Source organism: Rhizomicrobium palustre, from assembly GCF_011761565.1.
In the GTDB taxonomy this organism is placed as follows: Bacteria; Pseudomonadota; Alphaproteobacteria; order Micropepsales; family Micropepsaceae; genus Rhizomicrobium; species Rhizomicrobium palustre.
The window spans coordinates 2,694,755-2,718,435 of record NZ_JAASRM010000001.1; the positions used below are offsets into that span (position 1 = coordinate 2,694,755).

Below are 23,681 nucleotides of genomic sequence, written 5' to 3' on the forward strand. Positions count from 1 at the left end.
GACCATAGGAAGTTTGCTCCCGCCTCTCCCGGCGTCTAATCTGCCCCAAAAATAGATTCCGGGAGGAGGCTTTTATGACGGCATCAGCATGGCGCGCCGCCGTATCCGCGGTTGCGCTCATGGCGGCTTGCACAGGCAGTGCGGCCGCTTTTTCTTGGCCCTGGAGCGATAGCGATACCAAGAAAGACGCGCCGCCGCCGCCTCCCGCTTACAGCGATACATCACTGCCTTTCGAAAAGCGGGTGGATGATCTCGTCGGCCGCCTGACACTGGAAGAAAAGGCCTCGCAGCTCGGCAACTGGTCCCGCCCGATCCCGCGGCTTGGCGTACCTGGGTATAATTGGTGGAGCGAGGCGCTGCATGGCGTGGCGCGTAATGGCGTCGCCACGGTGTTTCCGCAAGCCATCGCGCTCGGCGCTACCTTCGATCCGGCCGCGGTGCATGCGATGGGCGTTGCCATCTCCACCGAAGCGCGCGTGAAGTACAACGAAATCGGCTACGACAAAGACCACGGCATTTATCAAGGTCTTTCCTTCTGGTCGCCCAATGTGAACATCTTCCGCGATCCGCGCTGGGGCCGCGGCCAGGAAACCTATGGCGAAGATCCTTGGCTGACGGGCCAGTTCGGCAAGGCCTTTGTTGAAGGCATGCAGGGCGATGATCCCAAATACTTGCGCACCATCGCGACGCCCAAGCATTTCGCGGTCCATTCGGGGCCGGAATCCACCCGCCATGGCGCCAATGTGCCTGCCTCCAAGCACGACATGATGGATACTTATCTGCCGCAATTTCGCACCGCGATTGTGGAGGGCAATGCCCAATCGGTGATGTGCGCCTATAACAGCATCAATGGCCAGCCGGCTTGTGCCCAGGAATTCCTGTTGCGCGATATCCTGCGCAATGCCTGGAAATTCAAAGGCGTGGTGGTGTCCGATTGCGACGCCATTCAGGATATCGCCGAAGGTCATAAATACACCAAGACGGTGGCCGAAGCCGCGGCGGCCTCGCTGAAGCTTGGTGTCGACAATGATTGCTCTACCTGGGGTCTGAACATCAAAGGCGATGCCGATTATCAGCGCTATATCGAAGCGATGAAGCAGGGGCTCGTCAGTCAGCAGGTCGTAGACGAAACCCTGAAGCGGCTGTTCCTCGCCCGCATGAAGCTTGGCATGTTCGATCCCAAGAACATGGTGAAATATGCGCAGGTCTCCGACAGTGAGCTGAATTCGCCCGCTCATAGCGCGCTCGCCTTGAAACTGGCGCGCGAATCCATGGTGCTCTTGAAGAACAATGGTGCGCTGCCCTTGAAGCAGACCGTCAAGCGCATCGCGGTGGTGGGGCCCCTGGCTGATCAGATCGTGCCGCTTTATGGCAATTACAACGGCACGCCGCTTCATGCGGTTTCAGCGCTTGAGGGCCTGAAAAAGGCGTTCCCCAATGCGGAGATCGTGTTTGAGCCGGGCACCAGCTTCCTGGTTTCGGGCAATGCCATTCCCGCTTCGGTTTTGAAAACGCCTGATGGCAAGCCCGGGCTTCTCGCCGAGTTCTTCGAGAACGATGATTTCAGCGGCACACCGGTGCTGCGCCGTATTGATGCCGGGATCGATTACGAACGCGGCCGTGTTGGAATCGAAGCGGCTGAATTGCCTAAGCTGCCGCATTTCGCGGTGCGCTGGACCGGCACGCTGACGCCCGACAAGACCGGCGAATACGCCATCGGTTTGGATGCGCGCATTGGCAAGCTCTGGCTCGATGGCAAAGAAATCGTCAATGTCGGTTCCGGCGATCAGGCATCGAAAACCGTAGCGATGCATCTCGAAGCCGGAAAATCTTACAGCGTGAAGGTCGAGCGGGGCGATGATCCGCGCATGTCGATCCATCTCGTCTGGTCGCAGCAGACCAAGGATGCTGAGGCGCGCGCGGTGGCCGCGGCCAAGAAGGCGGATGTGGTGGTTGCCGTCGTTGGCATCACGCCCCAGCTCGAAGGCGAGGAGATGAAGGTCGATGTGCCGGGCTTCGCCGGTGGTGATAAGACCACGCTCGATATGCCGGCGCCGGAAGAAAAGCTGTTGAAGGCCGTACGCAAGGCGACCAAGAAGCCGCTCGTCACCGTGCTCTATAACGGCTCGGCCTTATCGGTGAATTGGGCCGCCAAGCAATCGGATGCGATTCTGGAAGCCTGGTATGGCGGGCAGGCGGCAGGCACAGCCATCGCGGATATTTTGTCGGGCACGTATAACCCGTCAGGCCGGTTGCCGGTCACCTTCTATGCGGGGTTGAAGGATCTTCCAGCCTTTGAAGATTATTCCATGGCGAACCGCACCTATCGCTATTACGCCGGCAAGCCGCTTTATCCCTTCGGGCATGGGCTTTCCTATACCAGCTTCGGCTACGGCACGCCGAAACTCACTGCGGCCACGGTGAAAGCGGGCGAGAAGCTTGGCGTGGATGTCGAGGTGAAAAACACCGGCAAGATCGCGGGCGATGAAGTGGCTCAGCTTTACCTCACCTTCCCGGGGGCGCCGGGTATGCCGCGCGTGGCGATGCGTGGCCTCGCGCGTGTCAGCCTCGCCCCCGGCGAAACCAAATCGGTGCATTTCGATTTGAGCCCGCGTGATCTTTCCAGCGTGACGCCGGAGGGCGTGATCAAGGTGCAGCCCGGCGCCTATAAGCTCTCGGTCGGTGGCGGTCAGCCCGGCGCCACCAAAGCCATCGCCACCGTGCCCTTCGCAATTGAAGGCGAAACGGTGCTGGCGGATTAAACCCTTGTCGCGTGCTTCCGCCCTGACGCGGTGGAAGCACGCACACTTTCAATACAGCATCACCCCGCGCCGGACCTCTTCCCAGGTCTGTTCATCCGGCGTGGTGAGCGCATCGAGATCGGCGGGGGATGCGATGGGGTCATCCACCCAATCTTTTAAGACTGCGCTGCCGTTGATCACGTCGATGGCGAGCTTTCCGACCTCGTATTCATAGGGAAAATCCCGCCACAAGGGATAATCGGGATAAAGCATGCGAATGGCTTTGAAGGCGAGTGCCTGCAAGCGCCAGGGTTTGAAGGCTGCGTGATCGTAAGACGGGCCTTCGGCATGAATCTGAATGCCGTTGCAGAGCTTGCCCGCATGTTTGTGGAAAGTCGGCTCGAACCAGCATTCGCGCAAGGCGCAACCCGTCAGCCAGTGCGGCGCCAGCTCTTGCATTTTTGCGAGCACCGCACGCGCGTTGATATCGGGTGCGCCGAACAGCTCTAGCGGCCGTGTGGTGCCGCGCCCTTCCGAAAGCGTGGTGCCTTCCAGCATCACCGTTCCGGCATAGGCGCGCGCCATCGATAGGTTTGGGGCGTTGGGCGAGGGGTTCACCCAGATGCGTTCGCCCAAGGGCCAGCCAAAGCCGGGTGCGGCTTGTGGCGCATAGCCTTCCATCGCGATCACGCGGTAATCGACATCCAGCTTGAAGTGTTTCACGAACCAATGGCCGAGTTCGCCAAGCGTGAGGCCATGGCGCATGGGCATCGGCCCCGCACCCACAAAGCTCTCCCAGCCAGGGCGCAGGGTGAGGCCTTCCACGGGGCGGCCTGCGGGATTGGGCCGGTCCAGCACCCAAATGCTTTTCTTATGCTTGGCGGCTGCTTCCAGCACATAGAGCAGCGTGGTCACAAACGTGTAGATGCGACAGCCAAGGTCTTGCAGATCGAACAAGAGTACATCGAAGCTTTGCAGCATCTCGTCTGTCGGGCGGCGCACCGTACCGTAAAGGCTGAAGACGGGAATGTGATGCACCGGATCTTCAAAATCCGGGCTTTCCACCATGTTGTCCTGCTTGTCGCCGCGAAGCCCATGCTGCGGCCCGAAGGCGGCGCTGAGCTTGATATCCGAAAGCCCGGCCAGCGCATCCAGCGCATGGGTGAGGTTCGCCGTCACCGAGGCCGGATGGGCCATCAGCGCCACGCGTTTTTCGGCCAGCGGCGCGCGCAGTTGCGGATCGGCAAGAAGGCGGTCAAGGCCGAATTTCATGAGAGCTCCAGCGAAAACGTCTCGGCGTGATGAAAATCGGGTTTACCCGCTGGATGCTGCAAGGCCCAATAGGACATCGCACCGTCCTTGTCTTCCACCACTGCCGAAAGCCCCATTACAAAAGGCCCGGTGATGCCGGGAAGGCGAAGACCCGCTTCCAGCACGAATTCCTCCGCCGTCTGACGAATAGCGATTTCCGGCTTAGCGACTTCCCAGTTCTGCATCCCTGCGCGATAGCCTTCGAAGCTATAGGCGGCCCAGCATGTGGAAGGCGAGAAATTCAATTCGCCATAACCACTGCCGAGCTTGATGAAAGCTTCGAAGCAGCTATGGCGCCACAGCTCGCCGCGTCGCTCCGAGGGTTCCTGTGCGGGCAAAGCGATGCTGGCGATGTTTCCTTTCAAGCTATAGCGCAGGAAGAGAAGGTCGGGTTCCGGGCGGATCGCGCCCACTTCGATGCGGGCGGCAGCATTACGGCGGCTATCGGGGTGCAAACGCAGGGCGCGAAGCATGTCTTGGCCTGTTTCAGTCTTCAGTTTTGGCATCAAAGGCGGCGCGGGCGGCCTCGATCTCGGCGGTATGGGTAAGCGCCCAGGTGCCCAGTGCTTTGACCGGCACACAAAGCGAGCGGCCAAGATCGGTCAGGGCATATTCCACTTTCGGGGGCACCACGGGATAGACCGTGCGTTCCACCAGCCCGTCGCGTTCCAGTCCGCGCAAGCAAATAGTCAGCATTCGCTGAGAAATACCGCCAATATCGCGCTTTAAATCCGAGAAACGGCGCGTACCGTTCGAGAGCATCATAATAATCAGGACGCTCCACTTGTCGCCTACACGCGCCAATACTTGGCTAACTTTAGGACAATCTGCGCTATGCATGATCGCCTGGGGGGTGGTGACATCAAGAGTACTTAGGCTCATGAAAGTGCCTTCTTGCGGGCTCGGAGTAGACGGTTACATAAGGTGCCTCGGTTACAAATCTATACCAAGGGGCTTACGTTATGAACCTGCTACATGTCGATTCCAGCATTTTGGGCGGAAATTCCGTCAGCCGCCAGCTTTCCGCGGCCGTTGTCGCCCGTCTTCAGGCGGTCGTGACTGGTCTAACGGTCATTTCCGAAGATCTGGCGGCCAAGCCGCTGAACCATCTTTCGCCCGCGCATTTGGCGGCGGCCCAGGGCACCTCGCCGGAAACGGCGGAGCTGCAGGCCGATGTCGATCACGGCCAGAAGGCGCTCGCCGATTTCCTCGCTGCCGATATCGTGGTTGTGGCGGCTCCGCTTTACAACTTCGGTGTTCCTTCGCAGCTCAAAGCCTGGATCGACCGCATTGCGGTGGCCGGAAAGACCTTCCGCTACACCGAAAAAGGCCCCGAAGGTTTGGCCGGTGGCAAGAAGGTGATCATCGTCTCCTCGCGTGGCGGCTTCTATGAAGGCACGCCTTTGGCGGTGCTGGAACATCAGGAAAGCTATCTGAAGTCGGTTTTCGGCTTCATGGGCATTACCGATATCGCGGTGATCCGTGCCGAGGGCGTCAACTATGGCCCCGAGCATCGCCAGACCGCGATCGACAAGGCGCTTGCTGAAATCGGTGCGCTGTCGGCTCAGGCCGCCGCATAGAAACTTCTGGTTCCTCCCCCTTTGCCTGCGCGAGGGGGAGGATATTTTTTTCGCCCTTGCGGCGGAACATCGCAAAGAACTCTCCCCGCGTTTACTTCTATTTCGTGTCTTGGCCCGAGAATGCCCCAAAAGGGATGGACAGCGCGCGAATGGATGGGGCCTCTACACCGGCCGAAGCTTTGGCCGAAGAACTCGAAGGCGCGCGGCGCGTCATCGAAAGCCACTTTCTGGCAGCGGGAGATATTCTCTCCCAATCCATCGAGGGCATCGATGCGCTGGTCGGCGCCTTGGATAAACTAACCAAGGCCCTGGATGCGGATGCCGTCGCCAAGACGGCTGCGGATATGCGCTCGGCCGCCAAGGCGCTTCTTGGCCTTTCCGAAAATCATGGCCGTCGCCAGAATGCGGTGGAACGGCTCGGCGGCCATCGCGAATCCCTGGGCCGCCATGTCGCCGATATGCGCTCCAGCCTTGCCTATATGCGCGCCTTCACGGTGAATATTAAAATCGTCTCCAGCGGCATCGCCGAGGCGGGGCACACCTTCAAGGCTTTCGCCCAGGAAATCTCCGATTGCATCGAAAGCGGGCGCGGCGAGCTTCGCGAGGTCGAAGAAGAGATCGTCTCCCTCCAGGAAGGGCTTAGCGGGGCGCAAAATGAAGGGCGCCGCCTGGCCGGGCAGCTGGATACGCTGCTTCCTGCCCTGCCGAACGAACTGGATCAGAGTGCGGTGCGCATCGTCGAGCATTACCGCAAGGTGCATAAGGTGGCCGAAGACGTCGCCGCCATTGCCCGCAATATTCACATGCGCGTGGTGCGTGTGCTGCAAGCCTTGCAGATCGGCGATACCACCCGCCAGCGCATCGAGCATGTGCAGGACGCGCTCCGGGACATCATGCGTTCATCCGATAGCCGCCTTGCCGCCTTGGGCTATGCGCTGCTCGACCGTGAGCTTCAGGCCTCCAAGCTTGAATTCGATACCGAACTTGGCGCGATCGAAGACGCCATGGCCGAGATGGCCGATCACTCGCGCGATCTGTTGAAGCTGCAAGACCTCGCTTTCGGCACCGAAGGCAAGCAGAGCGCCGGCTTCCTTGATGAGCTTCTGGCACGCATGGAAGAGGCCCTTGTGGTCGTGCGCGATATCGAAGGCGCCGATTCCGCCGCCCTTGCCACCGGCCAGCGCACCGCACAGGCCGCCGAACATCTCGGCACCCGCATCAACGCCATCCAGTCGCTGAAGAACGACGTGCAATATATGGCGCTCAACACGACCATCAAATGCGCCCAGATCGGCGAAGCGGCGCGGCCTTTGAGCGTCATCGCTATCGAACTGCGCGATCATGGCCGCCATCTGGAAACCGCCGCCGCGGCGGGACTTTCCGAACTCGACGGTCTGACTGCGGCTGCGGGCGAGCTATCTTCGCCGGGCGAGGGCAAGAACGGCCTTTCAGCGGCCGAAGCACTTGCCTTTGCCGCAAGAGTGATCCGCGAGGGCTGCGAGCGCGCGCAGAGCGAAACCGAAGTCCTTGTGAGCAAGGGTGAAGAGGTTCTCTCCGTACTCGGAAAATCTGTGGAAACGCTGGCCTTCCAGGACGAGATTGGCGGCACGCTTGAAACTGTGGCGGGCGAACTTTCGAGCCTCGCCAGCCGCAATCCCAGCGATGCCCAAGGCCTTGAGGATGCGTTGAGCCGCCTGCTCGCGGGTTTCTATCACCGCTACACCATGCGCCAGGAGCGCGAGGTGCATCAGGCTTTTGTGGCTTGGCTGGGCGTCCCCATCGCAGATCCCGAACAGCTCGCGCCAGCCGCCTAACGCGCGGCGGCGCGCAGCATTTCGCGGGCGATATCGCCAAGCGCCACGATCTTATCCACGCAGCCGCGCGCGATCGCTTCCTTCGGCATGCCGAAGACGATGGAGGTCGCTTCGTCCTGTGCGATGGTGAAGGCGCCAGCCTCTTTCATTTCGGATAGACCGCGTGCGCCGTCATCACCCATGCCGGTCATGATCACGCCCACCGCATTGGCGCCTGCCACATTGGCGGCGGAGCGAAACAAGACGTCCACGGAAGGCCGGTGGCGGGACACCAGGGGGCCCTGTTTCACCGAGACGTAATAGCGTGCACCGCTGCGTTCCAGCATGGTGTGGAAATTGCCTGGCGCGATCAGCACCCGCCCGCGCAGCACACTGTCACCATCGGCGGCTTCTTTCACCTCCACTTGGCACAGCGTGTTCAGCCGGTCGGCGAAGGAGGCGGTGAAGCGTTCGGGCATATGCTGCACAATGACAATGCCGGGGCTATCCGCGGGCAGAGTGGTGAGCACGTCCGTCAAGGATTGTGTGCCGCCTGTGGAAGCGCCCATGCAGATGATGGTTTCCGTGGTGCGCGCCATCGCGTTGCGGCTCGGGCCATGATGCAAGGCGGCCGGCAGCATCGCATCTGCGGTGAGTTTCTTCTCGGGCGATAATGGTTCGATGTGGCGGCGCTGCAGGCGCTCGGGCGTATCGGCTTTGCCGCCCAGCCGGGCCCGCGCAGCCGCCTTCACCACGTCGCAAATCTGAATCTTGGCTTCGGTGAGCTGCTCGGCAATGCCGATCTTCGGCTTCTGGATGATATCGACCGCACCCGCTTCGAGCGCCTGCATCAAGGTCTGCGAGCCCGAATCCACCAGCGAGGAACACATCACCACCGGAATGGGGTGCTGTGCCATCAGCTTTTTCAGGAAGGTAATGCCGTCCATACGCGGCATTTCCACATCCAGGGTGATGACGTCAGGAACTTCCTTCATGATCCGCCGCGCGGCAGCGAAAGGATCGCCTGCGGTACCAATCACCTCGATTTCGGGGTCGTCGCCCAGGATCGTTGCCATGGTCTGGCGCACGGTTGCGCTATCATCAACGATCAAAACGCGGATCTTTTGTCGTGTCATGCCTACCGCCGCTGGAAAACTGTGTTGGCAACCGGCTGAAGCCCAAGCCCATTTCGGCTGATCGATTCCGAATGGCCCAGGATAAGATATCCGCCCTCGCGCAGATGTGCACCAAGCTTGACGGGAACTTTCACCTGGGTCGGCTTGTCGAAATAGATCAGGACATTGCGCAGGAAGATGACATCAAAGTCCTTCGGCACGGGATAGTGTTCATCCATCAGATTAAGCCGGGCAAAGCTGACATGGGCGCGCAGTTTGGGCGAGATGCGCACCTCGCGGATGGAAGGATCGGATGAGCGCATCACATACTGATGCAGCATATGTGGCGGCACCGGATCCATCATGTTTTCGGAAAAGCGGCCCATCAGCGCGCGATTGAGCGATTGCACGCAGATATCTGTCGCCAGCACCGAATAGCTGAGGCCATGATGCTTGCGGCAGAAATCATCCAGCAGCATGGCGATGGTGTAAGGCTCGGCGCCGATGGAACAGGCCGCGCTCCACACCCGGATATGCCGCTGCCCTTCGGAAAGGATTTCGGGCAGGATTTTCTGAGTGAGGTAATCGAAATGCGCCGGTTCACGGAAGAAATCTGTCTTATTGGTCGTCACCGCATCGATCAGCTCGGTGATTTCGGCCTCGCTTGCTTCCGCGAACAGCAGGTCGCAATAGGCATTCATGTTTTCCATGTTGAGCGCGCGAATACGCCGCCGCACGCGTCCCTCCAGCATGGAGCGCTTGGCTTCGGTAATCGTGATGCCGCAATAGGATTTGATGAAGCCCGTCAGCCGCTCGAAATTGCGCGGGGTTATCGGTTCACCATCGCCTTCGAAATGCGGCAGCATAAGCCTCTCCGGTCAAGCCGCCGTTTGCAACAGCGCGAGGTCGCTTGAGGTCAGAAGCTGCGCGACATCGAACAGCACGACAAAGCCTTCGGCGCGATGCACCACGCCCGCGATGTAGTCCGAGCGCCAGGCAATCCCGACATCCGGCGCGCCTTCAATAGCGGTGGCTGGAAAACTCACCACCTCCAGCACCCGATCCGCAAGAAGCGCGAGGGAGAGCGTGCGCTCTTTAAGCGGCACCTCCAGCACAAGAATGCGGCTCACCGGCGTCGGCTCCTGGCGCGGCAGGCCAAGCTTCAGCCGAAGATCGATCAACGGCATGCCGCGCCCGCGCACATCGATCAGCCCCAGCATGAAGGCGGGGCCTTCGGGGATGGCAAAGGGCGTCCTGTAATCCAGGATTTCCTGCACCATCGCCACGGGCACGGCAAAGACCTCCGCGCCCAGCCCCAAGGTGACGTATTGCCCGTCTGCTGACGACATCACGCATACTCCGAAAAGCGCGCATCATCGGCATCCGGGCCGCCGCGCGCCAGATCGAGCGCGAAGCCTTTTACCCGCGATTGCTGATCGGAAACCGAGCCGGGCTTTGCGCGTGTCGGCCGTTCGACTAGGCGCTTGACGCGCGGCAGGGCTTTTTTGGCCGGTGCGGCGCCGCTTTTGTCGAGGCGGAAATACGAGATCGAGGATTGCAGCTCTTCGGATTGGCTGGCCAGTTCGACCGAGGTCGCCGACATTTGTTCGGAGGCCGCCGCGTTCTGGCGGGTCACCTTGTCGAGCTGCTGGATCGCTTCGTTGATCTGGCTGGCGCCGACATCCTGCTCGCGGCAGGCTGCACTGATCTCCGAGACCAGCTCGGCGGTCTTGCGGATATCGGGAACAAGCCTCGTCAGCATTTCGCCTGCGGCTTGCGCTGCGCGCACCGTCTCGCCTGAGAGGGTGGAGATCTCCGAGGCCGCGGTCTGGCTTCTTTCAGCAAGCTTGCGCACTTCGGAAGCGACCACAGCAAAGCCCTTGCCATGTTCGCCCGCGCGTGCTGCTTCCACCGCCGCGTTCAGCGCCAAAAGATCCGTCTGGCGGGCAATTTCCTGCACAATGGTGATTTTTTCGGCGATGGTCTGCATCGCGCTGACAGCGCGCGACACCGCTTCGCCCGACACTTCGGCATCCTTGGCCGATTGGCGGGAAATTTTCTCGGTTTGTGCAGCGTTGTCGGCATTCTGTTTGATGTTGGAGGCCATCTCCTCCATCGAGGCGGAGGCCTCTTCGGCAGAGGAAGCCTGCTCGGTCGCGCCCTGGCTCACTTGCTCGGCGGCGGAGGAAAGCTCCTGGCTGCCCGAGGCGACATTTTCCGACGCATTGGAGGCATTGGAGACGACCTCGCGCAGCTTTTCCACCATACGCTGCAACGCTCGGCCCAGCGTGTCCTTGTCCGAAAGCGGCTTTGGTTCGATGGTCAGGTCGCCTTCTGCGATCTTATCGGCAAGGCCCGCGGTCGCGCGTAGATTCCGCGTCATAGTCTCCACGGCATTGGCGACATCCTTGATCTCGTCATTGCTCTTGACCGTGATGGACTGGCTGAGATCGCCAATGGCAACCGCGTCGACCAGGGTGGTGACCTTCTTCAAGCCGGAGCCGATCAAGATCATGATCCAGCCACCCGCGATGGCCGCCAGCATGAAGGCTGCAGCGGTCAGGCCGATAAGGAAGTTGCGGGTGGAGGCATAATTGTTTTCCGCCGCCTTTTGCGCCTCGGTCATCTGCGCCTTGGCTTGCTCGACGCGTTCATTGGCGCTGTTAAGAAGCTCGATACCTGGCTTGTACATGGTGACAAGCGAGAGCTCGGTGGCTTCTTTCTTTTTGCCCTGGCGGACATACTCGCGCAGCTGAATGTCCATGGGCTTCAACTCTTCCCAGGTCTTCTGCATATGCGCGTAGATGGGCTTGCCTTGCTCGCCGGCGATTTCATAGCCATGGGCCAGAATGCCATCGAGCTTGTCGCGAAGCTCACCGATCTGAGTATCGTACTGCGCTGCGATCTTGGGATCTTCGGTCAGGATCATGTTTTTCTGGCCGCGCAGGATTTCCAGGAAGACGAAACGCACATCTCGGCCGGCCTGGAGTCTTTCTACCGGCCCGTTGATGAGCGAGACAAAGCTCGTGTTCATCGTCGAGACGCCGTTGATGCCAAAGCCCGCCGCCGCTAGCATCAAAGCGATGATCGTGGCAAAGGCTAATCCGAGTTTCAGTTTTATCGAGAAGCGCATGTCGGTTCCCTTCAATAGTCTAGTGTTGCGGTCCGGCGAGTCCGGTGGACTGGCCGCATGTCGCGAAGATGCGATGGAGGTTGGGTACGACTATGAAATCGCCGTTACGCTTGGCGATGCAGCGGATGAAATCCTGGCGCCAGCGCGTGCCGATGCGCGGGGGCCCTTCGGCGGCGGCGCGGGTCAGCGTCGTCACCTCGAAAACCTTGTCGGCCTTGAGCCCGACGAAAACGGTCTCGCCCTCGCAATCAAGCTCGATCACGATAAAGCGGCTATCCAGGCTCATGCCTTTGGCGGCAAGGCCGAAGGCGAGGCGAAGATCGGCGACCGGAATGACGCTGCCGCGAAAGTTGATCACGCTGGCGGCCAGTGGCGTGGCACCGGGCACTGCGGTTTCGGGCAGAAGATCGAGAATCTCGCAAACGAGATTGGCTTCGAGCGCGAAGGTCTCCCCCGAAAGATCGAAGGTGAGTACCCGCACATGATCGTTATCCCAGGCGATATCGGAGTTATCTTGCATGTTCAGATCGCGGCGCGAAGCCGCTCCTCCTCTTGCTGTCCGGCGGCGACGAGATGGGGAATGTCGAGGATCAGCGCGACGCCGCCATCGCCCAGGATGGTCGCGCCCGAGAACGTCTCGATACCGGCGTGAAAGCGCGAGAGCGGCTTGATCACCGTTTGGTGGTCGCCAAGGATTTGATCGACCACCAGCCCGACGCGATCAGTGCCGGTCGAGACCACCACGATCTTCTGATATTGATCGGGGCCGGAGCGCGAAGCGAATAGCTCGCGCAGGCGGATGAAGGGGACAAGCTGATCGCGCAAGGTGAGGAATGAACGGCCCTTTGAGCGTAAATCCTGCTCGGTGGTGAGCTCGACGCATTCTTCCACGGAAGAGAGCGGGATCACGAAACGGCCCTGACCGACCCGCACCAAAAGCCCATCGATGATGGCGAGCGTCAGGGGAATGCGCAGGTCCACCTCGGAGCCTTGACCGGGCTTACTGGAAATATCGACCGTGCCGCGCAAGCCTTCGATGGTGCGTTTGACCACATCCATGCCGACGCCGCGTCCCGAAAGGTTGGTGACCTGTTCGGTTGTGGAAAATCCCGGCTGGAAAATGAGCTGCAAGGTCTCGCTGTCGCTGAGTGTGGCGCCAGCCGTGATCAGCCCGTTCTTTTCAGCTTTGGCACGCACGCGAGAAAGATCGATACCGCGCCCGTCATCGCTGACCGAGATGATTACCTCTGCGCCTGCCTGCCGTGCCGACAGCATCACGCGTCCCGTTTCGTTTTTGCCGGAAGCGCGTCGTACCTCTGGCGTTTCCAGCCCATGATCGGCGGCATTGCGGATAAGATGGATCAGGGGATCGGCGAGACGCTCGATTACTGTTTTGTCGAGTTCAGTGGTCTCGCCAGAGGTTTCGAAATCGATGGTCTTGCCGGTTTCGCGCGCCAGGTCATGCACTAGGCGGCGGAAGCGCCCGAAAAGCTGCGAGATCGGCACCATGCGCACGCTCATCATGGAGTCGCGCAGTTCCGAGGCGAGGCGCTCGATTTCCTCGGCCACCGAATGCAGATTGGCATCGGAAAGGGTGGCGGAAATCTGTTTCAGCCGCGATTGCGCGATGACAAGCTCTCCGACCCGGTTCATCAGCTCATCGAGCCGCTCGGCGGGCACGCGAATGGCGCCCGAAGGCCCGCTCTTGGTTTCCGTTGCTTTTTCCGCGGGCGTGGCCGTAGTTGCTTTTTCCGTCTTCTCGTTTTCGATTTTCTCGCTATGGGGCTCGATGGTGAGCGCGGCCTCGTCGCTGACGAAAAGGAAAACCTCCTCGATGGCTGATTTCGGCTGGCTGGTGAGAAGATTGATCTCCCAGCCGAGATAGCATTCGGTTGGGTTCACGCTGTCGAGGGGCGGAATCTCATCCGTCAAGGCCGTGACTTCACAGATGCCCAGCTCACGCAATTCATCCAGCAGGGGCAGGGGGCGTGTGCCATTCACCAGCGAATCGCGCGAAAGCCTGAAGCGGATGGTCCAGCGGGCTTCGGAGGAGGATTTGGCGCAGCCAACTCCACCGGCGCCCGTCATGGCCGCGTCTACGGCCGCCAGGAGTGCCGTGCCGGTGCCGTCTTCTTCGCCTTGAACCAGTGCGCGCAAGTGATCGAGCGTGCCGAGCACCGCCGAAACGAGTTCCGGCGTGGCGCGCACTTCGCCTTTGCGCACGCGATCGAAAGCGGATTCGCAGGTATGGGCAAAGGCAGCCAGCGCTTCAAAGCCGAACATCGCGCCCGAGCCTTTCAGCGTATGCATGGCGCGGAAGACTTGAGCTACAAGGTCGGCATCGCCGGGGCGATTTTCAAGATCGAGCAGGCTCTGTTCGATTTGGTCAAGGAGCTCTTGCGCCTCGACGCGGAAGACATCGGCGGGATCTGATTGGCTCATTTGGCAAGAACCTTAGTCGCGATGCGGCAAAGCTGTTCGGCATCGAAGGGCTTGGTGATCCAACCCGTCGCGCCCGCCGACTTGGCCTGTGATTTGATCCCGGCATCGGATTCGGTGGTAAGGAAGACGATCGGCACACCGGCATAGGTCGGAAGGGTGCGCATCGCCTTGATCATGGACAGACCATCCATCACCGGCATGTTGAGATCGGTAATGACGAGGTCGAAACGCGCGGTCTTCGCCTTGGAAAGCCCCTCAGAGCCGTCTTTGGCTTCGGTTACCACATGGCCAAGGCCGGAGAGCGAGATCTTCACGGTCTGGCGGATGGAGGCGGAGTCATCGACAATCAGGATCGCGCTCATCGGACGGCCTCGATGTCGTCGCGCGAAAATCCGCCGCGCGTAAGAAGAGCGCTGACCTGTTCTGGCAGGGGATCTGGCAGCGTGATTGCAGAACCTGATTGGCGCGCGGTTTTCGCGGCAGAGACAAGAAGCTGGATCAGCGTCAGGTCTATATCATCCGTATGCGCCATATCGATCGCGATATCCGTACGCTTCTGCAGTGCAGTTTGGAGCAGGTGATGGGTGTCGGTAGCGGTGCGAATGGTTAATTCCCCCCGCAATTCCAGCGTGCAAACTGGCGCGTCTGTGGCGGCCATCTAGGTACTTCTCCCTACGCGATACTGCGCTAAGAGGTTGTCGAGGCGGGGATTTATGGGGGGTGTGATTTAATTGGAGGTAAAGCTCCACCATAGATTGACGCTAAAGGTTGTAAGCATCACGCCACATCCGTGTTAGTGCTTATGGCAGAATGAGGCGCAAAATCGCCTTTTAGGCGTCTGGCTCCGATGAAGTACGTATACTGATGAAGCTGGCGGAGGTCTGCCCGTTCCGCCGCAATCTCCCGCGCGGCCTTGCCTTGGCTGCGCCCCCTGTGGCATGCGGTCACCGCAAGTTTACGGATACGCGGCGGAGCGGGATGGATTTCGAGGCGGCCTATCTGAACTACGCGGCGGCACGGCAGGAAAAGATGCTGCTGCGCGTCCTCAAAGAGAGCGAACCCCTGGGGCAAGGAAAACTTCGCCGCGATGGGCGGGTGCTGATCAATTTCGCGGGTAATGATTATCTCGGTCTCTCGCACCATCCGGCCTTGATCGCGGCTGCCAAGCGCTATGCCGAAGCATTCGGCACGGGCTCGGCCGCTTCGCGTCTTGTGACCGGCAATCTTTCCTGCTTTTCCGAGATCGAAGAGAAGCTCGCGGCGGGTAAGGGCAAAGAGGCGGCGCTCATTCTGGCGGCTGGCTATCAGACCAATCTTACCGTGCTTGCAGCACTTGCCGATAAGGATGTGCTTGGCAGGAAGGTGACGATCCTGGCCGACCGCCTGATCCATAACTCGCTATTGCAGGGCGCGCTCTTGTCGGGGGCGCGGCTGGCGCGCTTCCACCATAACGATCTCGCTCATCTTGAAACGCTCTTGGCGCGCGAAAGCGAAAATGCCGTCATCATCGTCAGCGAAAGCGTCTTCGGCATGGATGGCGATGTTGCCGATCTTGCCGCCTTGGGCGCGCTCGCCAAGCGCTTTGGCGCGATGCTCTATATCGATGAAGCCCATGCCACCGGGCTTTTCGGCAAAAACGGTTTTGGTCTCGCCGCCGATTGTCCTGACCTGGTGGATATCGTCATGGGCACCTTCGGCAAGGCGCTGGGCAGTTTCGGCTCGTACATTGCCTGCTCGAAAGCGGCGCGCGACTTCCTGGTGCAGCGCTGCGGCGGGCTTGTCTATTCCACCGCTTTGCCGCCGCAAGTTTTAGGGTCCATTGCTGCCGCCATCGATCTTGTGCCGACACTTGAGGCCGAGCGCGCGCATTTAGAAACACTGTCGCAGCGCTTGCGCGAAGGGCTGGTGGCGCTGGGTTTTGACTGCGGAGCTTCCGCCACTCAGATCGTGCCGGTGATTATCGGCGATGAAGCGCGGGCGATGGCGATGGTTGCGGCACTGGAAGAGCAAGGTTTTCTCGCCGCCGCGATCCGTCCGCCGACGGTGCCGCAAGGAACCGCCCGCCTGCGCCTTTCCCTCAGCGCCGCGCACCAAACCGAAGATATTGACGCGTTCCTTTCGGTCATGGCGGGCCTTCAATGAGGCTGGTGTTTGTCCATGGCTGGGGCTTCGATGCCAGCTTTTGGGATGACCTCGCGGGCGCCTTGCCGGAATTTGATGCCGCGCGCGTGGAACTTGGCTTTCTTGGGCGCGAATTCTCTCTTCCCACATTTTCGCCCGACGATGTTCTGATCGGCCATTCGCTCGGGTTTCTATGGGGCGCCACGCAGTATCAGGGCTGGAGCCGTATGATCGCGATCAATGCATTCGCGGAGTTTTCAGGAGAGATGGGCGTGGCATCAGCTTCCTTGCGCGCGATGCGTACGAGCTTGAAACGCGATCCGCAGAAAACGCTAGCCAATTTTTATGCTTCGCTGAACGGCCCGCAAGTGCCGCGAGAATTCCAAGCGGAGCGTCTCGCAGAAGGCTTGGCGTGGCTGCAGGATTGGCGGCTGGGCGAAAAGCCCGGCGTGCCCTCTTTGGTGCTGTCCGGTGCGAAGGATCCGCTTTTACCTGCGCGCGCCACTACCCATCTTGCCGAGATGCTTGACGCGCCCGCGCGCTTGCATGAAACCGGCGGGCATCTTCTGCCGCTGAGCGATCCCAAATGGTGCGCGGCGGCGATACGGGCATTTCTGGCATGAGTATTGTTTCCGCCTTCGATCACGCCGCGCAGGGCTATGACGCCGCCGCTGATATTCAGCGGATCGTGACGGAGGAACTTATCGCCCGTGCGGCTCATCTTCAGCCCCGCAGTATTTTGGATATTGGCTGCGGTACCGGGCTTCTCACCGCTTTGGCGCGCAAGCACTGGCCCGATGGTGCCATTACAGCGGTAGATGCCGCGCCCGCGATGCTCGCTACGGCCCGCGCAAAACTTCCTGGCGTGCGCTTTATCGAAGCCGATGCCGCGCGCCTTCCGTTCTCGGAAAAATTCGATCTCGTACTCTCCTCTATGGTGCTGCATTGGCTGCCGGCAGAAGCGCTCACCCATTGGCAAAGCCTTGTCGCGCCAGGCGGGGCATTGCGCATTGCTTTCCCGGTGGAGGGCAGTTTGGGCGAATGGCGCGCGCTGTGTCAGTCGCAAGGCCTTGAAGACCGTTTATGGAAATTTCCGCAAGCGGTGCCCAATGCGGAAATCCGCCGCCACACGCTCGTTTATCCGTCCGCACGTGAATTTCTTCTGGCGATGAAGCACACTGGCGCTGCCAGCGCCGATCCTGCAAGGCCCGCCCTTACGCCGCGCCAGATGCGGGCGCTTTTGCGCGCCGCGCCCAAGCCCTTCGCGGCGACATTCCTGATTGCCTATCTCTAAAGCAAAACGGGCCCGCATTGCTGCGAGCCCGTATGCGTTTTCAGAAAACAGAAACCCTTACCACCAGGTGGCGTAGAGCGCGATCAGGATGGCGACGATGGCGCCAGCCGCGATCTTGAACGAGGTGGTGGTGGAGTAATCGACGTTCTGCACATCCACCGTCACGTTTTCGGGCTTTGGCTTCTGCAGCAGCGAGAAGATCACGGCGAGGGCCGTGCACATCAGGAAGATGTAGCCCATGCGGTTCATGAAGGGCACGTCGGCCTGGAAGAACTTATAATAGACCGAGAGCGCCACCGAACCGACGCCCGCTGCAATCGCGCCCGCTTCCGTCGCCCGCTTCCAGAACAGGCCCAAGAGGAAGATCACGCAGATGCCCGGGGTGAAGAAGCCCGAGAACTCCTGAATGAACTGGAAGGCCTGATCAAAGCCGCCAAGCAAGGGCTTGGCCACCAAGACCGCAATGACAAGGGCGGTGATGGCGGTGATGCGGCCGGTGACCACCAGCTTCTTTTCGCTGGCGTCTTTGTTGAAGGTCTTGAACACGTCCATGGTGAAGATGGTCGCGATCGAGTTCACCTTGGAGCCCAAGGAGGCGATGATCGCCGCGATCAGGGCCGCAAAGACGATGCCGAGCAGGCCCGGGGGCAGCAGGGTCATCAGCGTCGGATAGGCTTGGTCGTTCTTGATGCCCGGGGCGATGATGAGGGCGGCAATACCCGGCACCACGACCAGAAGCGGAATGAGCAGCTTCAAGAAAGCCGCCAGCACGATACCCTTCTGGGCTTCGTGGATGGACTTGGCCGCCAGGCCGCGCTGGATGATGTACTGGTTGAAGCCCCAATAGGAGAGGTTCGCCACCCACATGCCGCCGAAGATCACCGAAAGGCCCGGCAGATCCTTAAAGTAGGGATTGTCCGGCTTCAGGATCATGTGGAAGTGGTCGTTCGGCACCTTGACCAGAAGCTGCTGGAAACCGGCCACCGCGCCCATCAGGCTGACATCGCCCGAAACATGGGTGAGCGAGATGAACACGATCACCATGCCGCCCAGAACCAGCATCGAAACCTGCACCACATCCGTCATGGCGATGGCTTTAAGCCCGCCGTACAACGCATAGGCGCCGGTAAATGCGGCGAGGATGAGGATGGATTGATCTTGCGTCAGCCCGGTCACGGTGGAGAAGGCGGTCGCGCCCAGCCACAGGATCGAGGTCAGGTTCACAAAGACGTAGAGGGCAAGCCAGAAGATCGCCATCACGAACTGGATGTTCTTGCCATACCGGCGCTTCAGGAACTCCGGCATGGTGTAGATTTCGTTCTTCAGGAACACCGGCAGGAAGAAGACGCCGACGATCAAAAGCGTCAGCGCCGCCATCCATTCATAGGACGCGATGGCGAGGCCGATGGCATAACCCGAGCCCGACATGCCGATGATCTGTTCGGCTGAGATGTTGGCGGCGATCAGCGATGTGCCGATAGCCCACCAGGGCAACGCACGGCTGGCCAGGAAGTAGTCCTTAGAGTCTTTCTGGTGGCCTTTCTTTTCGCGGCTGACCAATTGGGCCAGCACGAAAATGAAAAGGAAATAGAGACAGACGACGACGATATCCGTCGTCTGTAATCCGTGGTGGGTCATACGAATCTCCCCCTGGGCCTCATGGCCTCATTCTGTCGCTGCTCTGCGTCCGCCTCGGGTACGCACAATTATATGATAAAAGACTAGCGCCGCCTTTTGAGCGGCGCAAGCAATCTGCCACGAAACAGAGCCTCAGGTCAGCGTGTCACACAACCGGTTTTTGTGCGCGATCCCAGCGATGCGCACGCAGCGCATCAATAAGTGCGGGTGGTAACGCTCCCTTGTCCGAATAGGACAAATTCGCCTCCACATGTTCCTTCTTGCGCATGCCCGCGATCAGGGTGGAGACGGCGGGCTCGCTCAAAATGAACCGCAGCGCGAGTTCAGGAAGACTCATTCCTTCCGGCAGCAGCGCCTTCAATGCATCGATGCGGGGCAGAGTCTTGGCGAGGTTTTCGGCGTTGAAATAGCGGGCGCGCCAATCGGTATCGGGGAAGCGCGTATCCTGCGTCAGCTTGCCACCAAGGCTGCCTTCGTCCAGCGGCACGCGTGCGATCACACCGACATTATGCTTGCGGCAGGCGGGGAAAAGCTCGTCTTCGGGCGCCTGGTCGAAAATGTTGTAGATGACCTGCACACTATCGATGAGCCCAGTCTCGATCGCGGCAAGGCCATTCCAGGGCTGCCAGCGGTTGAGACTCAGGCCGAAGGCGCGGATGAGGCCGGTCTCTTTCAACTCGGCGACCGTTTCCTTCCATTCGGCTTCCTTGGCCCAGACATCTTCCCAGACATGGAACTGCAACAGGTCGATGGGGCGGCCGAAGGCGGTTTTGATCTTCTCGGCATATTCAATCACATGTGCGCGAGGGAAAATCTTGTGCAGCGGGTTTTCCGGCTTGCTCGGCCAGGAGAAATCGGCGGGCGGAATCTTGGAGGCGAGGATCAGGTTTTTACCGGGGAATTCGCCAGCAACTTCGCCGATCAAGTGATCGCTTTTGCCGTCGCCATAGACGAATGCACTATCAAAGAAATTGCAGCCGCCTTCGATAGACCAGCGCAGCGCTTGCTTGCTGTCGGCGTCATCCGAACCGCTCCACGCCCCCATCCCCCAAAGGCCGTGGCCGATGTCGCTGACCTTCAGGCCGGATTTTCCAAGCAACCGAAACTTCATGGCGAAAACTCTCGTTGAAACCTTTGTGAGTAGCACGCTCCGTGGCCGAAAGGCGCGGGGGCATCGCTTGACTTGTGCGAAATAATTATATGATAAATCTCGTATCCGGAAGGGTGTTGGTCAGTGCGGTTGTAAACTGTGCCGAAACGCACTCTGACGTGTTGACGCGGTCAGAAATACGCGCAGCTTAGCGCTGATAACAAACAGGCCAGCAGGTATGTCAGGTCAGGATTCTCAGAAAACGCCGGTTAAGCCCACCACATTCCGCATGCCGGATGGTCGCAGCTTCTATCTTTACGGTGACTTCGAAGGCGCGCCCGAATGGCCTTGGCTGGAAGGCTCGACGGATCGCTCTTTTTCGCATCGCCGCTGGCACGCGTTGCGCCGCGAATGGGTCGTTTATTCCGCCCATCGCCAGAGCCGCACTTATAAGCCGCCAGCGGATTTCTGCCCCTTCTGTCCGGGCGTCGCCAATGGCGAAGTTCCGCTGAAGGATTTTTCCATCGCGGTGTTCGATAACCGCTTTTCCTCGCTGCAGAAGGACGCGCCGCAGCCTGCACCGATTACCGGCCTCGAAGATTTGCCGGTGGCGAGTGCGGTCGGCAATTGCGAGGTGATCATCTATTCCTCTGATCACAAGGCCTCGATGGCCTCGCTGCCTCTCGCGCGGCGCGAGTTGTTGGTGCGCGCCTGGGGTGATCGCATCCGGTCGCTGCTCGATATTCCTGAGATGCAGGCGGTGCTGCCGTTTGAGAACCGCGGTGAAGAAGCGGGCGTGACCCTGCATCATCCCCATGGCCAGATTTATGCCTTCTCCTATCTGCCGCCGGTGATCAACGCGATGGCGCAATCCTTCAAGGAAGGCTTCGATCTTTGCGCCCTCACGGGGAAGAAAGACTATGTCGTCGCCGACGCGGAACATGCCGCGATGCTGGTGCCGCCCTTCACGCGCTTTCCCTATGAGCTTTGGGTGGTGCCCAAGCGCCGCTGCCCGTCGCCGGATAAGCTCAGCGATGCCGAAGTGCGCGATGTGGCCGAGCTTCTGGCGCGCGCCGCCAATACCTACGATGCTTTCTTCGGCCGCACCTGTCCCTATGTGATGCTGGTCTATGCAGCGCCGAAGGGTTTTGAAGACGTTTTCCCCTTCCATATCCAGTTCCAGCCGCTTTTGCGCTCGCCCACCAAGATGAAATTCGTGGCGGGTGTCGAAGTTGGCGCCGGTTCCTTCCTGGTCGATATCCTGCCCGAGACGGCAGCGCAGCATCTGCGAGAAGTTGAGGTTTAGTCATGACGAGTTTCACCGCCAGCGCACCTGCGCGCGCCAATCTGATCGGCGAGCATACCGACTACGCCCCCAATGGCGGGCATGTGCTGCCGACACCGCTGCCGTTTCACACCACCGTCACGATCGAGCCGAATGGCACGGACCGTTTCACCTTTGTCAGCGAGAAATTTCCGGGCAAGGTGGAAGAACGCGGGCTCGAAGAAGCTGCCCGTGGCGGCCACTGGACCGATTACATCTTGGGTGTGCTGCGCGTCTGCTCCACCAAGGTGAAGGTGCCGGGTCTGAAGATTTCCGTCACCTCGGATGTGCCGATTGGCTGCGGGATTTCTTCCTCGGCCGCGCTTTGCGTGGCTGTGGCCCGCGCCGTCAAGGCATTGACGGGTGCAAGCTGGGATGACGTCGAGATCGCGCTCATCGCTTATGAAGCCGAGCATGATTATGTCGGCGTGCCTTGCGGGAAGATGGACCAGTTTGCGTCGTCGGTGGGCCGCGAGGGGCAGGCGCTGCTGCTCGATACCCGCACGCTCGAGTTCCGTAACGTGGCGATGCCGGAAGGCGTCACTCTGATGCTGGTCGAATGCGGCCATCGTCACGACCTTGCCAAGGGGGACGGCCATAAGGAGCGCATCGACCGCTTCCACCAATGCGAGGAAGCTTGCGAGAAGCTTGGTGTGAAAGTTCTGGCGGAGCTTGATTACAAAGACCTGCCGCGGCTGGAGGCTTTACGCCCCATCGTGGCCCAGCGCGCCCGTCATGCCATCACCGAAAATCGCCGCGTGCTGGAAATGGTAGAAGCCATCGAAAAGGGCGATCACGCGCGTCAGGCTGAGCTTCTGGCCCAGAGCCATATCTCCCAGCGCGATGATTTCGAAGTTTCCATACCGGCGATTGATGCCCTGGTGGAATCCTCCTGGGAATTTGGTGTTCGCGCGGCACGCCTTTGTGGTGGTGGTTTCGGCGGTGCGATTATCGCTCTGGTGCCGAACGAGAAGGTGGATGCCTGGTGGGAATTTGTGTCAAAACAGAACCCGAATGCCGGCCTGATCACCACCTCGGCGCTTTCGAAGGGAAAAAATGAGCACGCAGCCTGACACGATCCTGATTTCCGGCGGCGCCGGATATATCGGAAGTCACGTTACGCACGCATTGAACGAGGCTGGTTTTACCACCGTGGTGGTAGACAGCCTCGTCAAGGGCAATCGTTTCGCGGCGGAGAAGGCCAGCCATTTCCGCCAGGGCGATATTGGCGATGCCGCCTTCATTGCGGCAGTCTGCGATGAGTTTAAACCCGCCGCCGCGCTGCATTTCGCAGCCTTCATCGAGGTGGGCGAGTCGGTCCAAAAGCCCGACATGTATTTCGAGAACAACCGTGACAAGGCGGTCGTGTTCTTCAAGACCATGGCATCCAAAGGCGTTGGCAAGGTCGTGTTTTCCTCCACCGCCGCGGTCTATGGCGAGCCGGAAATCGTGCCGATCACCGAGGATTCTCCGTGGAAGCCGATCAATCCCTACGGTCAGTCCAAGCTTGAAGCCGAGATGGCGCTGCGTGAGATCGCGGGCGTGCGCTCGGCGACCTTGCGCTATTTCAACGTGGCGGGCGGTGCGCCGGAAGCTGGGCTTGGCGAAACCCATGTGCCCGAGACCCATCTTCTGCCGCGTCTCTTGCTGCCGCTCTTGGATATGCCCGCCGAAATCCAGACCGGGCTTGGCCTCAAATCCGGGTTCAAGGTCTTCGGCACCGATTATCCCACCCGCGATGGCACGGCGGTGCGCGACTACATCCATGTGATGGACCTCGCCGATGCGCATGTCTTGGCGCTGAAATATCTTCTCGCTGGCGGCAAGACGGAGATCTTCAATCTCGGCAGCGGCGAAGGCTATTCGGTGAACGAAATCGTCGCCGCCGCGCGCAAGGTTCTCAGCCGTCCCGATTATCAGCCGGGTACGGCGCCGCGCCGCGCAGGTGATCCCGCCACGCTGGTGGCCGATTCCACCAAGGCTCGCTCCGTGCTTGGCTGGGCGCCGCATCGCGGCCTCGAAGAGATGCTGTCTTCTGCCGCCACCTGGCATCAGACGGAAACCTATATCAACACGATCAGGCAGAAGGTTAGCTAAGG

General features: G+C 60.1%; 22 protein-coding genes. 9 read left to right on the top strand and 13 right to left on the bottom strand.

Annotation, left to right across the window (positions count from 1 at the left end; translation table 11 throughout):
* Positions 1 to 74: 74 nt before the first annotated feature.
* Complete coding sequence (locus FHS83_RS12040) at positions 75 to 2,762, top strand: glycoside hydrolase family 3 C-terminal domain-containing protein (RefSeq protein ID WP_208414570.1); 2,688 nt, start codon at positions 75 to 77, stop codon at positions 2,760 to 2,762.
* Positions 2,763 to 2,810: 48 nt separating this feature from the next.
* Here the strand turns inward: FHS83_RS12040 and FHS83_RS12045 are convergent, their stop codons facing one another.
* Genes FHS83_RS12045 through FHS83_RS12055 form a run of 3 tightly spaced genes read right to left on the bottom strand, consistent with a single transcriptional unit; the run spans position 2,811 to position 4,934 of the window.
* The gene (locus FHS83_RS12045; protein WP_167083202.1) at positions 2,811 to 4,013 is read right to left on the bottom strand and encodes an exo-beta-N-acetylmuramidase NamZ family protein; all 1,203 of its coding nucleotides are present in this window, start codon (positions 4,011 to 4,013) and stop codon (positions 2,811 to 2,813) included.
* Positions 4,010 to 4,525: a DOMON-like domain-containing protein gene (locus tag FHS83_RS12050; protein ID WP_167083203.1), complete on the bottom strand. Its 516-nt coding sequence runs from the start codon at positions 4,523 to 4,525 to the stop codon at positions 4,010 to 4,012. Before FHS83_RS12050 ends, FHS83_RS12045 begins: the two co-directional genes overlap by 4 nt.
* A gap of 13 nt (positions 4,526 to 4,538) precedes the next feature.
* A complete protein-coding gene (locus tag FHS83_RS12055) occupies positions 4,539 to 4,934 on the bottom strand; it encodes a winged helix-turn-helix transcriptional regulator (protein ID WP_208414572.1) in 396 nt (131 codons plus the stop codon).
* Positions 4,935 to 5,014: 80 nt separating this feature from the next.
* On the opposite strand from FHS83_RS12055, the gene FHS83_RS12060 reads away from it, so the two are divergent.
* Both FHS83_RS12060 and FHS83_RS12065 read left to right on the top strand, forming a co-directional pair.
* Positions 5,015 to 5,632: an FMN-dependent NADH-azoreductase gene (locus FHS83_RS12060; RefSeq protein WP_167083204.1), complete on the top strand. Its 618-nt coding sequence runs from the start codon at positions 5,015 to 5,017 to the stop codon at positions 5,630 to 5,632.
* 134 nt (positions 5,633 to 5,766) lie between these two features.
* Positions 5,767 to 7,446: a hypothetical protein gene (locus FHS83_RS12065; protein WP_167083205.1), complete on the top strand. Its 1,680-nt coding sequence runs from the start codon at positions 5,767 to 5,769 to the stop codon at positions 7,444 to 7,446.
* On the opposite strand, the gene FHS83_RS12070 is transcribed toward FHS83_RS12065, so the two are convergent.
* The 8 genes from FHS83_RS12070 to FHS83_RS12105 are packed head-to-tail and all read right to left on the bottom strand — an operon-like array spanning position 7,443 to position 14,773.
* A complete protein-coding gene (locus FHS83_RS12070; protein ID WP_167083206.1) occupies positions 7,443 to 8,561 on the bottom strand; it encodes a protein-glutamate methylesterase/protein-glutamine glutaminase in 1,119 nt (372 codons plus the stop codon). The two genes, FHS83_RS12065 and FHS83_RS12070, sit on opposite strands and share 4 nt — an antisense overlap.
* Before the next feature lie 2 nt (positions 8,562 to 8,563).
* A complete protein-coding gene (locus FHS83_RS12075; protein ID WP_208414574.1) occupies positions 8,564 to 9,406 on the bottom strand; it encodes a CheR family methyltransferase in 843 nt (280 codons plus the stop codon).
* Between the two features lie 12 nt (positions 9,407 to 9,418).
* The gene (locus FHS83_RS12080; RefSeq protein ID WP_167083207.1) at positions 9,419 to 9,889 is read right to left on the bottom strand and encodes a chemotaxis protein CheW; all 471 of its coding nucleotides are present in this window, start codon (positions 9,887 to 9,889) and stop codon (positions 9,419 to 9,421) included.
* Entirely contained in the window at positions 9,889 to 11,673 is a 1,785-nt protein-coding gene (locus tag FHS83_RS12085) for a methyl-accepting chemotaxis protein (protein ID WP_167083208.1), read from the bottom strand. The genes FHS83_RS12080 and FHS83_RS12085 overlap by 1 nt, the downstream gene beginning before the upstream one ends.
* Positions 11,674 to 11,692: 19 nt before the next feature.
* Entirely contained in the window at positions 11,693 to 12,193 is a 501-nt protein-coding gene (locus FHS83_RS12090) for a chemotaxis protein CheW (RefSeq protein ID WP_167083209.1), read from the bottom strand.
* Positions 12,194 to 12,195: 2 nt separating this feature from the next.
* On the bottom strand, positions 12,196 to 14,115 hold the full coding sequence (locus tag FHS83_RS12095; RefSeq protein ID WP_167083210.1) for a chemotaxis protein CheA: 1,920 nt from the start codon (positions 14,113 to 14,115) through the stop codon (positions 12,196 to 12,198).
* On the bottom strand, positions 14,112 to 14,477 hold the full coding sequence (locus FHS83_RS12100; RefSeq protein ID WP_167083211.1) for a response regulator: 366 nt from the start codon (positions 14,475 to 14,477) through the stop codon (positions 14,112 to 14,114). The genes FHS83_RS12095 and FHS83_RS12100 overlap by 4 nt, the downstream gene beginning before the upstream one ends.
* On the bottom strand, positions 14,474 to 14,773 hold the full coding sequence (locus FHS83_RS12105; RefSeq protein WP_167083212.1) for an STAS domain-containing protein: 300 nt from the start codon (positions 14,771 to 14,773) through the stop codon (positions 14,474 to 14,476). The genes FHS83_RS12100 and FHS83_RS12105 overlap by 4 nt, the downstream gene beginning before the upstream one ends.
* Positions 14,774 to 15,093: 320 nt before the next feature.
* Between FHS83_RS12105 and FHS83_RS12110 the strand changes: the two genes are divergently transcribed.
* From FHS83_RS12110 to FHS83_RS12120, 3 genes are read left to right on the top strand one after another with little or no spacing between them, the layout of a single operon-like run.
* Positions 15,094 to 16,257 (top strand): aminotransferase class I/II-fold pyridoxal phosphate-dependent enzyme, encoded by a 1,164-nt coding sequence (locus tag FHS83_RS12110; RefSeq protein ID WP_167083213.1) that lies wholly within the window; start codon positions 15,094 to 15,096, stop codon positions 16,255 to 16,257.
* Positions 16,254 to 16,859, top strand: a complete 606-nt coding sequence (locus FHS83_RS12115; RefSeq protein ID WP_167083214.1) for an alpha/beta fold hydrolase — start codon at positions 16,254 to 16,256, stop codon at positions 16,857 to 16,859. The genes FHS83_RS12110 and FHS83_RS12115 overlap by 4 nt, the downstream gene beginning before the upstream one ends.
* Entirely contained in the window at positions 16,856 to 17,530 is a 675-nt protein-coding gene (locus FHS83_RS12120; protein WP_167083215.1) for a methyltransferase domain-containing protein, read from the top strand. The genes FHS83_RS12115 and FHS83_RS12120 overlap by 4 nt, the downstream gene beginning before the upstream one ends.
* A gap of 57 nt (positions 17,531 to 17,587) precedes the next feature.
* On the opposite strand, the gene FHS83_RS12125 is transcribed toward FHS83_RS12120, so the two are convergent.
* Both FHS83_RS12125 and FHS83_RS12130 read right to left on the bottom strand, forming a co-directional pair.
* Positions 17,588 to 19,168 carry a sodium/sugar symporter gene (locus FHS83_RS12125; protein ID WP_167083216.1) on the bottom strand — a complete coding sequence of 527 codons (1,581 nt, stop codon included), beginning with the start codon at positions 19,166 to 19,168 and terminating at the stop codon, positions 17,588 to 17,590.
* A gap of 145 nt (positions 19,169 to 19,313) precedes the next feature.
* Complete coding sequence (locus FHS83_RS12130) at positions 19,314 to 20,279, bottom strand: aldo/keto reductase (protein ID WP_167083217.1); 966 nt, start codon at positions 20,277 to 20,279, stop codon at positions 19,314 to 19,316.
* Positions 20,280 to 20,496: 217 nt separating this feature from the next.
* Here FHS83_RS12130 and galT point away from each other — a divergent pair, with 217 nt between their 5' ends.
* From galT to galE, 3 genes are read left to right on the top strand one after another with little or no spacing between them, the layout of a single operon-like run.
* Positions 20,497 to 21,564 carry a galactose-1-phosphate uridylyltransferase gene (galT, locus tag FHS83_RS12135; RefSeq protein ID WP_167083218.1) on the top strand — a complete coding sequence of 356 codons (1,068 nt, stop codon included), beginning with the start codon at positions 20,497 to 20,499 and terminating at the stop codon, positions 21,562 to 21,564.
* A 2-nt stretch (positions 21,565 to 21,566) separates the two neighbouring features.
* Positions 21,567 to 22,655 carry a galactokinase gene (gene galK / locus FHS83_RS12140; protein WP_167083219.1) on the top strand — a complete coding sequence of 363 codons (1,089 nt, stop codon included), beginning with the start codon at positions 21,567 to 21,569 and terminating at the stop codon, positions 22,653 to 22,655.
* Positions 22,639 to 23,679 (top strand): UDP-glucose 4-epimerase GalE, encoded by a 1,041-nt coding sequence (gene galE, locus FHS83_RS12145; RefSeq protein ID WP_167083220.1) that lies wholly within the window; start codon positions 22,639 to 22,641, stop codon positions 23,677 to 23,679. Before galK ends, galE begins: the two co-directional genes overlap by 17 nt.
* Positions 23,680 to 23,681 lie beyond the last annotated feature (2 nt).